Source organism: Acidimicrobium ferrooxidans DSM 10331 (assembly GCF_000023265.1).
GTDB lineage: Bacteria > Actinomycetota > Acidimicrobiia > Acidimicrobiales > Acidimicrobiaceae > Acidimicrobium > Acidimicrobium ferrooxidans.
The window spans coordinates 1510171-1524996 of record NC_013124.1; the positions used below are offsets into that span (position 1 = coordinate 1510171).

The following is a 14826-nucleotide window of genomic DNA, read 5'->3' on the forward strand; positions in this document are numbered from 1 at the left end:
TATCGACCGGGTGGGCGCCCTTGCGCTCATGCCCGACGCGCGGCCGACTCCTTCGGACACGCGGCAGAACGTAGAAGGAGCCGGCTGGGGGGTAGCCGGCTCCTTAAGTGTGCAACGGTGTTGTGTTGGGGGGAACCATGCCGTTGCTGTATGCCAGACTACCCCACCAGTCCGCGAAAATCCAACTATGGTGATGATATCGTGTATCACTTTTTCCGATAGCCTCGGTGGCTCGCCATGGAGTTGCGCCAACTTCGATCACTCATCGCCGTCCAAGAGGCAGGCAGTTTCTCCGCGGCAGCGGAGGCGCTCGCCACGGTTCAGTCCAACGTCTCCGCCCACATCTCGAAGCTCGAGCGTGAGCTCCAGGTCGTGCTGGTCGACCGCAGAACGGGCCAGCTCACCACCGAGGGCGAGATCGTAGCCAAGCGGGCTCGCCATCTCCTCGGAGAGATCGCCGAGATCTACGAGGATCTCTCGCTCCATGGCTCCGACGCCACGGGCAAGGTTCGCCTCGGCATGATCGCGACGGTGGCGAGTTGGCTCCTACCGCCGCTCCTCGACCGGCTCGCCAAGGAACATCCGCGAGTCGAGCTCGAAGTCGCCGAGGGCACCGCGGCCTCGCTGCAGCGGCGGCTCCAGAGTGGCAGTATCGACCTTGCGGTACTGACGACGCCGATTCGCTACGAGGAACTGGTCTTTCGCGTTCTGCTCGAAGAGCGCTACGTCCTGGTCGCACCGCGCTCCCATCCCCTGGCCAGCGAATCGACGCTCACCATCGCCCAAGCCGCTTCCGTGCCGATGCTGGTCCCGCCCGTCCACGTCGGGTTCCGCGACGAACTCGAGGCGATCGCGGCGAGCCGGGGCGTGCGCCTGCGCGTCATTGCGGAGATCGACGGTCTCAACGTCATCGCCGCCATCGCACTTCGCGGCTTTGCACCTGCGATCCTCCCCGCGAGCGCCGTCGAGGTGCTCGCCCATCACGCCGACACGGTCGCCGTCCAACTCACCGACGTCCCTCCTCGCCAGATCGGACTCGCACGCCACCGCAACCACCTCCAGAGCGCAGCAGCTCGAGCGGTCACCACACTCCTCATGAGCCTCCCGACTCGGATGGCGGCCCATGCCCTGCCGGCAGGCGTCACCGCCCCTCGACCACGAGGAGCGGAGGCCCGACGCTAGCGCACGCTTCTATCACCATCGTTATAGGAGTATCGACTTCTACGCACTCTTCCGGGGTGCCATGTCCGGCCCGTGGCGTCGTGGCAGGATGGAGCGGTTCGTTCCTCGGAGGAGGAACGCTCGCTGGGAAGGAGCACCATGGCTGGGATCTGTGAAGGCCGGGTCGTGATCGTGACCGGCGCGGGCCGAGGGATTGGACGTGCCCACGCGCTCGCGTTCGCTGAACAGGGCGCACGAGTGGTCGTCAACGACCTCGGCGCCGAGGTCGACGGATCCGGCTCGTCGACAGGGCCCGCTGGCGAGGTGGTCGATCACATCCGAAGCCAGGGGGGTGCGGCCATCGCCAACGGCGACGACGTCGCCAGTTGGGAGGGCGCGCAGCGCCTCATCAACGCGGCCATCGAGTCGTTCGGTCGCCTCGATGTGGTCGTGAACAACGCGGGCATCCTGCGCGACCGCATGCTGGTCAACATGACCGAGTCCGAATGGGATGACGTGATTCGGGTGCACCTCAAGGGCACCTTCGCCATGACCCGCTGGGCCGCCGCCTACTTTCGGGAGCAAGCGAAGGCGGGTGTCGCGCAAGACGCCCGAATCATCAACACCACGAGCGCATCAGGGATCTACGGCAACGTCGGCCAAGCCAACTATGGCGCCGCGAAGGCAGGCATCGCGTCGTTGACCATCATCGCAGCGATGGAACTCGCGCGCTACGGCGTCACGGTCAACGCGATCGCCCCCGTAGCGCTGACCCGCATGACTGAGAACCTTGGCATCGTCGCCCCGGACGACCGTGCAGCACAGGCCGAACTCGCGCCGGAGAACATCGCACCCCTCGTGGTCTGGCTCGGATCGACGCACTCGGCCGGCATCACTGGACGAGTGTTCGACGTCGCCGGCCACCATATCGACGTCGCCGAAGGCTGGCACGCGGGCCCAAGCGCGGAGGCGCGCGGCCAACGTTTCACCGTCGACGAGCTCGACGACGTCGTCCCGGCCCTCGTCCGCGCGGCACGGCGCAACGCCGACATGAGCGGGCACGAACCACCCGAGGCGCCCAACGCCTAAGCTCCATGCATCGTGACCACGCCCCCTGAGCCTGTGTATCGCTCACGGTCGATCGACTTCGCGGTGCTCGAGCTTTTCGCCCTCGTGAGCGACGCGTTCTCGGGTGCAAAGGAGGCGTTCCTCCACGAAGACAAGGGCATCATCGCCCACCTCGTCGAGCGCGAACGCATTATCGACGGTCGATACCTCGCACTCGAGCGTGAGGTGCACGAGCGGCTCTTGGCCCCGGACCGCACCCCGGCGATGGTCCACTACCTCGTCACCATTGTCCGCATCATCCCAGAGCTGGAGCGCTCGGGCGACCTCGCCGAGCACATCGCGCGCAAGGGTGCACTCGGCCTCGTGCGCGAGCTCCGACCCCGTGCGCGAGGTCTTCTCGAATCGATGGCCGAGCTCGCGCTGTCGATGTGGTCCGAGACCGCGGTGGCGTTCGAGCACATCGACCCAACCGTGGCGCGTCGAGTCAACGACCTCGACGAGTCCCTCGACGACCTCCACGTCACCTTCACGGCCGAGATCGCGTCGACGTGCCAATCCATCGCGACCGCGATGGATTTGGCGCTCGTTGCTCGGTTCGTCGAACGCTTCGGCGATCACGCCGTCAACTTGGCTCGGTCGACGGCGGCACTCGCCACACTCGAGAGCCCTATCCCCAAGGGCGACTTGTCGTCCGCGTCGTGAGCAGCCGCTAACGAACGTCGAGATCGGCTGACGAGCGCGATCGGCGGCGCTCTTCGAGTCGGGCGCCCAGCGCCGCGATCTCACTTCGATGGTGCATGCCGAGCTTCGACAGGATGTTCGATACGTAGTTCTTGACGGTCTTCTCGGCGAGAAAGACTGACTCGGCGATCTCGCGGTTGGTCTTGCCATCGACGATCAGATCGAAGATCCGGCGCTCCTGCGGCGAGAGTTCCGCGAGCGGATCGTCCCCCGCATCCTGGGGATGCCGGATGCGCTCGAGGAGCCGTACCGTCAACGCGGGGTCGATGAGCGACTCCCCTTTGGCAACGCGGCGCAGCGCATCGAGCAGCTCGTCGACCCGGACCCGCTTGAGCAGATAGCCAGATGCGCCCGCCATGATCGAGGCGAACAGCGCCTCGTCGTCAGCGTACGACGTCAACATCAGGCAACGCAGCTCTGGTCGTGCGGCGCGAAGCTCGCGACACAGCTCCACACCACTGCCATCCGGGAGGCGCACATCGAGCACGGCGACATCGGGAGCAGCCAAGGGGATTCTCGCCCGCGCCTCCTCAAGAGAGCCGGCCTCGCCCACGACCTCAAAGCCGTCGTCCTCAGCGACGAGGCGAGCAATGCCTCGACGCACGACCTCGTGGTCCTCCACGAGGAATACGCGCACCACGCCATCTAGCTTATCGCGTGGCGCGGTCGTCGGATTGGCACGCGGCCCCGAGCGGCTAGGCCCGACGTCGAACGACGACCACCGGGATCGGCGCGTGGTGGACGAGTTGGTCACTCACGCTGCCGAGCAGCAACGAGGTGAAGCCCCCATGACCACGCGCGCCGACGACCAAGAGATCGGCAGTCTCACACTGCTCGATCAGACGTGAGGCCGGGTTGCCCTCCTCGAGCACGGTCTCCAGGTCAAGATCGGGTTCCAGGGCGCGCACCTGCGCGGTCGCGTCGTCGAGCAGCGCGCGACCGGCGGCCTCGAGCTCTTCCACGGCGGAGGGAGTTGGACCGTAGCCAAACTCCGGCACCGTCCACGAGTACACGATCACGAGCGTCGACCGGCGTCGCTTCGCCTCGTCGACGGCGAACTGCAGCGCCGTGCGACCCGACTCGGAGCCGTCATACCCAACCACGACGCGCCGATGCTCTGTGAATCCTGCCTCCACCATCGTGTGCACCTCCTCGAGCTCAGCCTACGCAACGGTCCTGGCCACCGCATCGGACGATAGTCCCAAGTCGCAGCAGGCCTTGGCACTAGCATCGAACCGTGAGCATGCGGGCACGACTGCGAGACCACGTCGCAAGCTCGCAGCAAGCCCTTGCTCGGGTCTTCGACGAGTCGAGCGCGCTCGGATCGCTGCGGCGGGCCCATCTCCTGTCCATGACCGCCGACGCCATGATGACGGTCGCGTTGGCTGGTTCTCTGTTCTTCTCCGTGTCACCCACCGAAGCGCGAAGCCGCATTGCCCTCTATCTCCTCATCACGATGGCGCCCTTCGCAGCGCTCTCGCCGCTCGTGGCTCCCATCGTCGACCGGTCTCGTCAGCTCCGCCGATCGATGGTGACCATCTCCGCCGTCGTCCGCATTGCGGCGGTCCTGCTGATGGCGGCGTTCCTCAGGACTCTGCTGCTGTTCCCACTGGCACTGATTGCGCTCATCGCATCCAAGGCGTACCTCATCACGAAATCATCCCTGGTGCCCGAGGTGGTCGGCGACCCGCAACCTCGAACACTCGTCGCGACCAACGCATCGCTGACCCTGTTGGCATCCGTCGGGGGCGCACTCGGGGTGGTCGCAGGTGGGATCCTCGCCAAGACGCCTCACCTCGGTCCCGCGTGGGCGCTCATCGCCGAACCCGTCGCGCTGCTCTACATGGTTGCGGCCGGTCTTCGTCTTCATCGGATGCTGCCCCAGGCGGTAGCCGGAGCGTCGCAGGCTCGCGAGCGGCTACGCAGCCGCCCCACCGGACCCGGATACGCGAGAACCTTGCTCGCGTCCCTCCTTGTCGCCGTACTTCGAGGTCAGATCGGCTTCTTTGCCTTCGTCATCGCGTTCGCGCTCAAGGGCAGATCGGCTCCGACCTGGGCCTACGGAGCAGCACTCGCAGCCAGCGCCATCGGTGCGATGGCCGCCACGCAGGTTGCTCCCCGCCTCCGACGCCGACTCTCCGAAATCCCCATCACCCTCGGCGCGGCGACACTCGTCTCCCTCGTGGCCATCGCGGCAACCACCGCACATCCAGCGATCGTCTGGGCCATCGTGGTCATGGGGATCCTCTCACTCGCAGCCGGGTCCGCGAAGATCGCCTTCGACGCAACCGTGCAGCAGGGTCTGCGCGAAGAGCACTACGGGAGGACCTTCGCTCGCTACGAGACGGAGTTCCAGCTGGCATGGGTCGTGGGGGCTGCCGCAGCAACCTTCGCTCGCACGCCGTTGGCCAGCGGTGAGAGCCTGATCGCGACCACGGCAGTGGTCGCGCTCGCCGCCTACGCGCTCGCGACCACTGCACTGCGTCACGCCCGCGAGCCTGAGTTGCCAGGCGAGGGGACATGACATTCACCTATCCTCGCGTGCGAATTGGCGGCTGCGTGCATCGCTAGGATCGTGTCGTGGATCGCGGCCTCGAGAGCTCCGTAGCGAGCCCATGGAGGCCAGCCCTCATCGCGGCGATCGGCGCACTGCTGGAAATCGCCGTACAAGTCATCGGGGTCGGGCACGGCAACCCAGGAATCTTGGCGCTCGTCGGAACCCTGTTCGGATCGCGCGCCCACCTCCCCGCCTGGATTCCACAGGTTCGCGGGCCTGGCTACGACGGACAGTTCTTCTTGCGCCTCGCGCTCGACCCATTCGACATCCACCGCCGAGCCTTCGGCATCACCTTTGACACGCCGTACCGTGCCCAGCGCATCGGACTGCCCTTCCTCGCCTGGCTCATCGCCGGTGGTCAGCAGCACCTCGTTGTGTGGACACTCCCACTGATCGAAGTCCTGGCGGCTGCGTGCATCGCCGGATCGGTCACTGTCTTGGCCGGATCCGAAAGCCGAGCCGCCCTCACTGGTGTCGCTGCCGCCCTCTACGAAGGCTACGCGTTCAGCTACGGACGAGATCTCGCCGAGCCGGTCGCGGCGGCACTCATGTTGCTCGCGATTCTCTCCATCGAACACTGGGACCGGCCAATCGTTGGCACCGTCCTCCTGCTTGCATCGACACTGACCCTCGAGACCGAACTCATGGCGGTTGGCGCGCTCGGACTCGTAGGGCTTGCCCGATCGCTGCGCATGAGGCGGGTTGACCATCGCCTCATCGTGGCAACGGCCGCGGCGATCAGTTGGATCGGCTGGGACGCCTTTGTGTCGCACGAGGTCGGCCACGTCACCGCCGCTGCCGATCTCAACGCTAACTTGGGTGTCCCTCTGCTCACACAGGTCAAGGCTGTCGCCCTGCACCTCCACCCCTCCGCTGCCGACCTGGCGTGGCTCCTCCAGCTCGGGCTCCTAGTCCTTGCCGTCGCAATCACGATCCCGAGGATCTCGCGTTCGCGTGCGCCCTCGGTGATCAAGGTTCTGTTCATCGCCATGATCGTGCTCGCACTGCTGGTGGGTCCCGCTGACTGGGACGTCGAAAGCGGGTTTCGCCAGTTCGATCTCGTCTGGATTTCGAGCCTGATCGTCATCGGCACCACCGACAATCCGCCGGCCTGGCTTCCAGCGCTCGGCATCGCGGCGTGGATCGGCACGGTTCACCTCGCGGTCAACACCACTGCCTTCCTGCGCCGTCTCTAGCGAGTACACGAGAGGCGGCCCGCCGGTCTTGCCTGAGGCATGACCAATTCGGTAGAGTCACACCATTCGCACCAGCGGTCGACTAGCGAGTCCGAGGTGCGGCTGGTGTGCCTAGGAGGGGATGGGTGCCTCCCAGGTCCCCGCCCCTACCGGTTGGGGTAGGGACGGGGCTGGTGTGCCTAGGAGGGGATGGGTGCCTCCCAGGTCCCCGCCCCTACCGGTTGGGGTAGGGACGGGGCTGGTGTGCCTAGGAGGGGATGGGTGCCTCCCAGGTCCCCGCCCCTACCGGTTGGGGTAGGGACGGGGCTGGTGTGCCTAGGAGGGGATGGGTGCCTCCCAGGTCCCCGCCCCTACCGGTTGGGGTAGGGACGGGGCTGGTGTGCCTAGGAGGGGATGGGTGCCTCCCAGGTCCCCGCCCCTACCGGTTGGGGTAGGGACGGGGCTGGTGTGCCTAGGAGGGGATGGGTGCCTCCCAGGTCCCCGCCCCTACCGGTTGGGGTAGGGACGGGGCTGGTGTGCCTAGGAGGGGATGGGTGCCTCCCAGGTCCCCGCCCCTACCGGTTGGGGTAGGGACGGGGCTGGTGTGCCTAGGAGGGGATGGGTGCCTCCCAGGTCCCCGCCCCTACCGGTTGGGGTAGGGACGGGGCTGGTGTGCCTAGGAGGGGATGGGTGCCTCCCAGGTCCCCGCCCCTACCGGTTGGGGTAGGGACGGGGCTGGTGTGCCTAGGAGGGGATGGGTGCCTCCCGAAGAAGGCGAAGACTGCTTGCAAGTTCTCGCAGACGCTCGGCCGCCTGAGCTTCGTGAGAGAGGACGCCGCGCCCGTGGCGCTCGACGAGGGCATGTGCAAGCGCCTCGGCAACGCGCGGGCGCGGGCCAACCAACCAGCGCGGATCCGAACCTTCCAACACCGCGCTGACGAGCGCAGTCATGGACGAGGAGTCGGCCCAGGCAGCATCACCGAGATCAGCGATGAATCGACGCTCGTCGCCCGGCGAACCTTGTGGTCCCAATGCGAGGGTGGCCGCAACCGTCGCGCCCCGCCCGCGGGCCAGCTCTGCCGCGATCTTGAGCGCATCTCCCGGGTCCACCGCATACGTCAGGAGAAGGCCAACTGGCGCCCTCAGATTGGCCGGTAGTGCCTCGAGCAAACGACGCATACCCTCGCTGGGCCGTTGCCCGACCACCAGCGCCCCGTCAACCCAGCCGGCGACAACGATCAGATCGGCGTCGACGAGGTCCTCGGTTTCGAACTGATCGGCGGGGATGCAGCGCACGCTTGGCGCAAAATTCGCGAGCGTCTCTCCCAGGGAAAGTGCCGCCGCGCGGGTGTGGCCACCCTTGGAGTCGTAGGCAATGAGCACCCGTGGCGGAGCCAGTCGTCGACCGGGCAACACCGCGTTGCGACCGCCTGCGGCGAGCATCTCCTCCCCGACCCGGCGCCCGTGAGCCATCGCCTCCACCACCGTTGACGGTCCGACGAGGACATCACCAATGGCCCAGGTGCGGGCCTGCCGCCACGCTGCCGCTCGCCTCCGGGCCCGATCCCGGCTCCAGGCGAGATCACCGACACGCAACCCTCGGAGCGGCTCACCCGCGAAGATCCCTGAGGCCAACCAGTGTCGGCTCGGCAGATCTCCAACTTCCTTGCGTTCAGCGAGCCCAGGCACCGAAGCGATCCAGGACGGATCGACGCGATAGCCCATCGCAGCTACCACTCGATCGACCACGAGCTCCTCGGCGATCTCACTGGTCACCGTAGGCCGCTCACTCGCGCGCTCCTGCTTCGTCCGAACGAGGAGACAGTGGATCCCGTCGTCGCGTTCGGCGACCGACTGGAGCGTCACGCCAAATCGCACCTGTACGCCCTCGGCCTCCGCTTCGGCAAGTTCGTCAGGCCGCACAAGGCTGAAGCGCTGATCCATCCAATCGATACAGACTGCAGAGCCACCGCGCCGTCGCACCAGGCGCGCGACGTCCATCGCCGTGTTGCCCGCCCCAACCACGAGCACACGATCATCCACCGGCGGCAAACCAGCTTGAATCGCCGCCTCGGCCACGGCGATCTCGTCGAGTGCGTTGCCGACAGAGATGGTCTCGATGCCATCGGCGCGTACGGGCAACGGAGCGCCAGCACCAACGGCCAGCACCACGGCGTCGTAGCGGTTACGCGCCGCCACCACATCGTCCGGAGACAGCGCGGTGTTCATCTGGAAAGCCACGCCTCGCCGCTCGAGACGCTCGATGACCCGATCGAGAACGTCCGAGGGCAGCGTGAACCGCGGGATCCCGTTGCGCAGCAAGCCTCCAGGTTGGTCGGCAGCGTCGACCACGGTGACCTCGACCCCGGCTCCCGACAGGACATCTGCGGCACCGAGCCCGGCCGGACCGCTCCCAACGATCAGTACGCGGCCCTCCTTGGCAGCCGGCGTCGGGTCGACCGCATCAGCATGGTCAGCGATGTAGCGCTCGATGGCGTGGATCGCCACCGGCCTCGCTCCGGCAAGCCGCCAGGAACAGCTCCCCTCGCATTGGATCGCCGCATCACAGACGCGTGAGCAGATCTCGGGCAACGATGTATGTGCGCTCAGCACGTCACGGGCACCGGCGAGATCGCCACTACGCAGCTGAGCGATGAACTCGGGGATGTCGTTGTGCGTCGGGCAGCCTCGCACACACGTCGGGTCCGGACACGCCAAGCAGCGATTGGCCTCTTCGAGCACGTCCGCAAAGCTCGCGAATCCGCCGCGTACCTCGTCAAGGCCGCCCAGGGCCACGTCTGGATCCAACTCTGGCAAGACAGCGCCCGGCGCAACCTGCGGATCACCCGCGACGACGATCGCATCGAACGGACAGACCCGCTCGCACTGGCGGCACCCGACACACCGTGCGCTGTCGACAGTGACGACGTAACGATCGAGGTCGAGATCGATCGCCTCCACCGGACAACGAATCAGACACTCTTGACACCCGGCACACCGGTCGGTGAGCACCTCAACGACAACAGCGCTCATGTTCAACCCTCCTAGGACGCTCCGTGCATGATGACGTACAGCCATCCAGCCACGGCCCCGAACACGACGACGAGCGCAAGAGCAGAGAGCTTGGCGACGGCACGATGACGCACGATCGACGCGAGATCAGCGTCGAAGATGCGCGCCATGGCCCAGAGGCCACCGACGACTCCGAGCGCCATCACGCCGACCTGGACCTCGACAATTTGCGGGATCGCCAGCAGGTGGTCCGACAGCAAGCTCCAGTGCTGCGTGTTGACACCGAAGATGCCGACGATGGCTGGGATGAGGCTCGGGATGTGCTTGAAGAACTTCGGCAGCTGGCGTGCGAAGTAGTCCATCCCGACAACTGGGATGAGGCCGTAGGTGAGCGGCAGGAACACCTGACGGAACGGAGTGACGCGGTCGAGCCGACTCTCTGCGGTGACCGTCCGCCGTGCAGCCGGATCGAGAAAGGCTCGACCCCACGCCCAGATGATCCCTGCAGTTGCGAGAGCCACCGCGGCGATGATGCCCAGGTAGTCAATCGGGTTCGGGTAGGCCGGCCACCCAGTCGCGCGATTGAGCGTGGCATCGATGGAGCTGTAGACGTCGGTCGCGTTGAACTGCTGGAAGATCACGAGGCCCCACAAGATCGCGATGGCCCAGGCAAGGTCCCAACGGCGACGCTTCGGCGCGACCACGGAGGTGAGTGGCGCCTGCAGGAAGAGTCCCACATTGTTCGAGGGGCATGCCTTGTAGCACTCCGTGCACAGTCCGCAGGCGGCATTCGACTCAGCCGATCCCGGCCACGTGAACCATGGACAGCCATAACCGGACGCACCGCCACGCATGCAATCCTTGGTGGTGCACTCGAGGCACGTCTCGCGGTCGACCGTTCGAAAGCCCGCGACCGAGCCCATCGACCCGACGGTGCCGATCAACGCCGAGAGTGGACACAGGTACCGGCAGAAGCTCCGCCGCTCGAAGACGAGGAACACCGAGACCGCCGTGGCGACGATACCGAGCACCATGATGGCTGTGTAGCGAGGCACCCCCGGACCTGCGATGTTGAAGTACTCCTCGATGAAGGTCAGCAGCACGAAGGTCGCGACAGATCCCAAGAAGCCGTACTCGGCCAGCCACGGAGGCACCGGGCGCCCGAGACCGATCGCCGAGTGCAGTCGGCGAAAGAAGGTACGACGCTGGATCCACTCCGCGAAGCCGCCGAAGGGGCACATGGAGCACCACGCGCGCCCGACCACGGCCATGAGCACGAAGACAACGCAGAACCACAGGTACCACGTGATCGCGGTCGCAAAGTTCGTCTGGGGATCGACGACGCCGACGAAGCCCAGGACGATCACCAGCCAGAAGATGATCTGGTTCGGCAGAATCAAGAGGAATTGGGTGGTCCGATTCGCGGCGAGGCGGGCGATGATACCCCGACGTGCCACGTTGGCACGTGGCGACGGATCTGATCGCTCGAATCGATCCTGGCCCGGCCGATGCGGCGGTCGCAATCGCACGACCACCTGATCATCGAGCACGGTCTGCACATGCGGGGGCTTGGTCGTAGCCATCTCGCTCCTCCTTTGGCACCGCGCCAATGATTAGTCATTGACTAATCGTTACTGTAGCCATGCCCATACGTGGTGTCAAGTCGCGACTACGATCGGACACGTGGACCTCTCGCTGTCTCGGCGTGGCGACTATGCGGTACGTGCAGCGCTCTACCTTGCGCGCCAGGAGTCGAACGAGGCCGTCGGCGTGCGCGAGATCACGGCCGCAATGGCGATTCCACCGAGCTTCGCAGGCCAGATCCTCGCGGACCTGACCCGCGCAGGCATCCTCGGTGCGCGGCCGGGCCGCGGAGGCGGCTATTGGCTCCAACACGACCCGAAGGACATCACCCTCCTCACCATCGTCGAAGCAGCCGAGGGCACCCTCCGCGCGGAACGGTGCGCGCTCGGGGATGGACCATGCCGTTGGGACAGCGTGTGTCCACTCCACACCTTCTGGCAGGGAGCCGTTCGAGCCGTTCGCGATCAGCTCGCCACCGTGACGCTCGCCGACGTCCGAGACGCGGACGTCGCCCTCGAACATGGGGTTGCCCCGCCGCCCGATGCCCACCGCCACGCCACGGTCACCAACCTTGCCGAGACGATCGACGTCGAGGCACCCGCAGACGAGGTCGAACGACGCTTGCGCACGCTGACGTCCGACGATCTCGCCAAGGCGATCGCGCATCGCCTGAAGGCCGCACTCGACCTCGACCTCACTCTCTGCGAACTCGCCCATCCAGGCCGTCGCCTCGTCGTCGAGGTGAACGACCCCATCGGCCAGACGGCGAGAGCAGAGTTCGATCTCACCACCGAGCCGGCGGATCCCCTGCGCACCACGCTCACTGCGGCGATCCTCTGGCGCGGTCGGCTCGAGGACCCACGCCCTAGCGTTCGCGCGATCCTGACGGCGACGGCAAGACTCCTCGAGGACGCGCGCTGATGCACCGCTCACAGACGCCGTAGGCCTCGACCTGGTGATACAAGACTGGGCCAGGCGCGTCGTCGATCGTGATCGCCTGACACGAGGCCACCCGAACCTCGAAGATCTCCCCGCACGACACGCAGTGGAAGTGGTGGTGGTGCGACGCGTAGGGCGGCAGGAGCTCATAGGCGATGTCGTCACCGATGGTCACCGGTTGGACGATGCCAGCCTCGGCAAACGCCGCGATGGTTCGGTAGGCCGTCGCCGACCCAACGCCCGCTTCTGCGAGAACGTCGACCAACTCGGCCCTCGTCAGCGGACGCCCCGCCTCCGCCAACACGCGAAACACCGCACGTCGCTCATCGGTGACCCGCAACCCGCGTTGTCTGAGTGCACCCTCGAACTGCGTCTCAGCCATCGAGCTGCTCCGTCCGACCGGGCTCGGCACTCGGAGCCGCATCCTGCTCGCCAGCGCGCGAGAGCGAGCGGGCCCGACGCGCAGCGTGACGAGTCTCACGGACGAGCGTCCCGATCCCGACGACGACGACGGCGAAGATGACGAGCACCTGAGCGATGCCGATGTTGTGAAGGTTGTGCACGTGGAGCGGTGTCACCAGGTGAAAGGAGAGAAGGTTCGGGAATGCGAGTCCGACGACACCGGCGACCACGAACGCCACACCTCCCCACAACAGCGTGCGCCCAGCGGTGACCAGTGCGACGGCGCGAATCTGCGCCTCCGTCAACGACAGGTGTCGAGCGACGGCACCGAAGAGGCCGCCCGCGACCGCCTGGACCACCGTGGTGCCCAGGCCGAAGGCTGCACCAGGCGCCCAACCGAGCCACACGGGCATCGCTGGCGCGAGCACGGTGTAGAGGATGAGAGCAAACGCCCCGATACCCCAGCCTGCGATGAAACCGTGCACCGCGGGCATCCATGGCTTCATGGTGACGTCGGGTACACCGTCCTCGACGTGATGGGCCGGCGAGAGCAGATGCCAGTGCTCACCGCGGAACAAGTAACGTGCCGCCAGCGCCATCGCCAGCCCGACGGCGACGTAGACGGCATAGTCCAGCCAGGGCGTGTCAACGAAGACCTTGGCGAGCGCCAGGTTCGCAAGTTCGGACGCGATCGCACGCTGCACGGTGAACGCAGCCGAGAACGTCAGGCCGGCGACGAGACCGCGTCGACTCGAGTAGCTGCCGATGGCGTACGAGAACGTGATCGGCCACGTGTGCTCGTCGGGGGTGATGCCATGCACGATGCCGAGCGCGAACGCGAGTACCAGCGCACCGCCGATCGTCGCCACCCCAGCCGGGTTCCACAAGTTCAGCACCGCGAGCAGATCCACGACGACCTCCTGTCCGTGCTACACATGATAGCAATTCTCACTTAGTGTTGACACGCATTCTCAACAACGAGGCGGCCGTCCCATTCCCTGACCGCGCGCGCTAGCCTTCCCCTGGGACGATGTGTGCACGTGCAATCGTGGGCGCGGCGCTCGACTCGGCTCCCCACGCACCCCGGATCGTCAACGGAAAGGATCCATGATGCGCTATCGCCATCTCGGCCGAACCGGTCTCAAGGTCTCCGAACTCGGCTTCGGCTCCTGGGTCACCTTCGGAACCCAGCTCGACGTCGGGCGCGCGGCCGACATCCTCGCCGCCGCCAGGGAAGCCGGCATCAATCTGTTCGACAACGCCGAGGCCTACGCCGGAGGCGAGTCCGAACGCATCATGGGACAGGCCATCGCGCGACTCGGATGGCCACGGTGGAGCTACGTCGTCACCTCCAAGTTCTTCTGGGGGATCCACGACGACGTGAACACGCACCACACCCTCAACCGCAAGTACCTCGTCGAGGCCGTCGACGCGTCACTCGAGCGCTTCGGCCTGGACCACCTCGACATCATCTACTGCCACCGACCGGACCCCACGACGCCCATCGCCGAGACGGTCTTCGCGATGAGCGAACTCGTCAGCGCACACAAGGCGCACTACTGGGGGACCAGCGAGTGGAGCGCCGAGGAAATTCGCCACGCCATCGACGTCGCAACCGCCAATCACCTCCACGCTCCGGTCGTGGAGCAACCTCAGTACAACCTGCTCGAGCGCCAGCGCGTCGAGCACGAATACGCCCGCCTGCTCGACGAGGAAGGCATCGGCCTCACCACCTGGAGTCCGCTTGCGTCCGGCTTGCTCACCGGCAAGTACGTCAATGGGGTGCCCGCGGGATCACGAGCCACGCTCCACGGGTACGAGTGGCTCCGTGATCTGCTCACCGACCCGGGACGCCAAGCCGTCGTGCGCAGCCTGCTCCCGCTCGCGTCACGGCTCGAGGTCTCGCTCGCCCAGCTCGCCATCGGCTGGTGCCTCCTGAATCCGCACGTATCCTCCGTCCTCCTCGGTGCCACCTCCATCGATCAACTCAACGAGAACCTCGGAGCACTCGAGGCCCGAGACCGTCTGACCCCAGCGGTCGTGGACGAGATCAACGCGATCCTGGCGGAGCACGCCTGAGCGGACCACCACGTCTCGGACGTGCGGTCGCTGCGGCGGCCCTGTTCGCAACCGCACCCGCGCTCACGCAACGCGCAGACGCGCTGGCGGGACCGGGTGCGGTCCTCG

Annotated in this window: 13 protein-coding genes; 7 read left to right on the plus strand and 6 right to left on the minus strand. The window is 66.4% G+C overall.

What is annotated here, in order from left to right; translation table 11 throughout:
* Window positions 1-237 precede the first annotated feature (237 nt).
* The 3 genes from AFER_RS07455 to AFER_RS07465 all read left to right on the plus strand — a co-directional run bounded on the left by AFER_RS07455 (window position 238) and on the right by AFER_RS07465 (window position 2931).
* Window positions 238-1182, plus strand: coding sequence for a LysR family transcriptional regulator (locus AFER_RS07455; protein WP_015798849.1), 945 nt, complete (start codon window positions 238-240; stop codon window positions 1180-1182).
* A 138-nt stretch (window positions 1183-1320) separates the two neighbouring features.
* Entirely contained in the window at window positions 1321-2250 is a 930-nt protein-coding gene (locus AFER_RS07460; protein WP_015798850.1) for an SDR family oxidoreductase, read from the plus strand.
* Between the two features lie 63 nt (window positions 2251-2313).
* Window positions 2314-2931 carry a phosphate signaling complex PhoU family protein gene (locus AFER_RS07465; protein ID WP_171788971.1) on the plus strand — a complete coding sequence of 206 codons (618 nt, stop codon included), beginning with the start codon at window positions 2314-2316 and terminating at the stop codon, window positions 2929-2931.
* A 7-nt stretch (window positions 2932-2938) separates the two neighbouring features.
* Here AFER_RS07465 and AFER_RS07470 read toward each other — a convergent pair whose 3' ends face one another.
* Window positions 2939-3610 (minus strand): response regulator, encoded by a 672-nt coding sequence (locus AFER_RS07470; RefSeq protein ID WP_015798852.1) that lies wholly within the window; start codon window positions 3608-3610, stop codon window positions 2939-2941.
* Window positions 3611-3665: 55 nt separating this feature from the next.
* Window positions 3666-4109 carry a universal stress protein gene (locus AFER_RS07475; RefSeq protein ID WP_015798853.1) on the minus strand — a complete coding sequence of 148 codons (444 nt, stop codon included), beginning with the start codon at window positions 4107-4109 and terminating at the stop codon, window positions 3666-3668.
* 104 nt (window positions 4110-4213) lie between these two features.
* On the opposite strand from AFER_RS07475, the gene AFER_RS07480 reads away from it, so the two are divergent.
* Together AFER_RS07480 and AFER_RS07485 are read left to right on the plus strand one after the other, a co-directional pair.
* Entirely contained in the window at window positions 4214-5494 is a 1281-nt protein-coding gene (locus AFER_RS07480; RefSeq protein ID WP_015798854.1) for an MFS transporter, read from the plus strand.
* Window positions 5495-5550: 56 nt separating this feature from the next.
* Window positions 5551-6723, plus strand: a complete 1173-nt coding sequence (locus tag AFER_RS07485) for a hypothetical protein (protein WP_015798855.1) — start codon at window positions 5551-5553, stop codon at window positions 6721-6723.
* A 723-nt stretch (window positions 6724-7446) separates the two neighbouring features.
* On the opposite strand, the gene AFER_RS07490 is transcribed toward AFER_RS07485, so the two are convergent.
* Both AFER_RS07490 and AFER_RS07505 read right to left on the minus strand, forming a co-directional pair.
* Entirely contained in the window at window positions 7447-9735 is a 2289-nt protein-coding gene (locus AFER_RS07490) for an FAD-dependent oxidoreductase (protein WP_015798856.1), read from the minus strand.
* 11 nt (window positions 9736-9746) lie between these two features.
* Window positions 9747-11297: a 4Fe-4S binding protein gene (locus AFER_RS07505; protein WP_015798857.1), complete on the minus strand. Its 1551-nt coding sequence runs from the start codon at window positions 11295-11297 to the stop codon at window positions 9747-9749.
* Window positions 11298-11397: 100 nt separating this feature from the next.
* Here AFER_RS07505 and AFER_RS11155 point away from each other — a divergent pair, with 100 nt between their 5' ends.
* Window positions 11398-12219 carry an RrF2 family transcriptional regulator gene (locus AFER_RS11155; RefSeq protein WP_015798858.1) on the plus strand — a complete coding sequence of 274 codons (822 nt, stop codon included), beginning with the start codon at window positions 11398-11400 and terminating at the stop codon, window positions 12217-12219.
* On the opposite strand, the gene AFER_RS11160 is transcribed toward AFER_RS11155, so the two are convergent.
* Together AFER_RS11160 and AFER_RS07520 are read right to left on the minus strand one after the other, a co-directional pair.
* Window positions 12164-12619, minus strand: coding sequence for a Fur family transcriptional regulator (locus tag AFER_RS11160; RefSeq protein WP_015798859.1), 456 nt, complete (start codon window positions 12617-12619; stop codon window positions 12164-12166). The genes AFER_RS11155 and AFER_RS11160 overlap by 56 nt on opposite strands.
* A complete protein-coding gene (locus tag AFER_RS07520; RefSeq protein WP_015798860.1) occupies window positions 12612-13550 on the minus strand; it encodes a hypothetical protein in 939 nt (312 codons plus the stop codon). Before AFER_RS07520 ends, AFER_RS11160 begins: the two co-directional genes overlap by 8 nt.
* Window positions 13551-13749: 199 nt before the next feature.
* Here AFER_RS07520 and AFER_RS07525 point away from each other — a divergent pair, with 199 nt between their 5' ends.
* Entirely contained in the window at window positions 13750-14718 is a 969-nt protein-coding gene (locus AFER_RS07525) for an aldo/keto reductase (protein WP_015798861.1), read from the plus strand.
* Window positions 14719-14826 lie beyond the last annotated feature (108 nt).

Coding starts and splice junctions, on each gene's coding strand:
- AFER_RS11160 (WP_015798859.1), bottom strand. CDS start 12,619: ATGGCTGAGACGCAGTTCGAGGGTGCACTCAGACAACGCGGGTTGCGG.
- AFER_RS07480 (WP_015798854.1), top strand. CDS start 4,214: ATGCGGGCACGACTGCGAGACCACGTCGCAAGCTCGCAGCAAGCCCTT.
- AFER_RS07460 (WP_015798850.1), top strand. CDS start 1,321: ATGGCTGGGATCTGTGAAGGCCGGGTCGTGATCGTGACCGGCGCGGGC.
- AFER_RS07455 (WP_015798849.1), top strand. CDS start 238: ATGGAGTTGCGCCAACTTCGATCACTCATCGCCGTCCAAGAGGCAGGC.
- AFER_RS07525 (WP_015798861.1), top strand. CDS start 13,750: ATGCGCTATCGCCATCTCGGCCGAACCGGTCTCAAGGTCTCCGAACTC.
- AFER_RS07490 (WP_015798856.1), bottom strand. CDS start 9,735: ATGAGCGCTGTTGTCGTTGAGGTGCTCACCGACCGGTGTGCCGGGTGT.
- AFER_RS07475 (WP_015798853.1), bottom strand. CDS start 4,109: ATGGTGGAGGCAGGATTCACAGAGCATCGGCGCGTCGTGGTTGGGTAT.
- AFER_RS07505 (WP_015798857.1), bottom strand. CDS start 11,297: ATGGCTACGACCAAGCCCCCGCATGTGCAGACCGTGCTCGATGATCAG.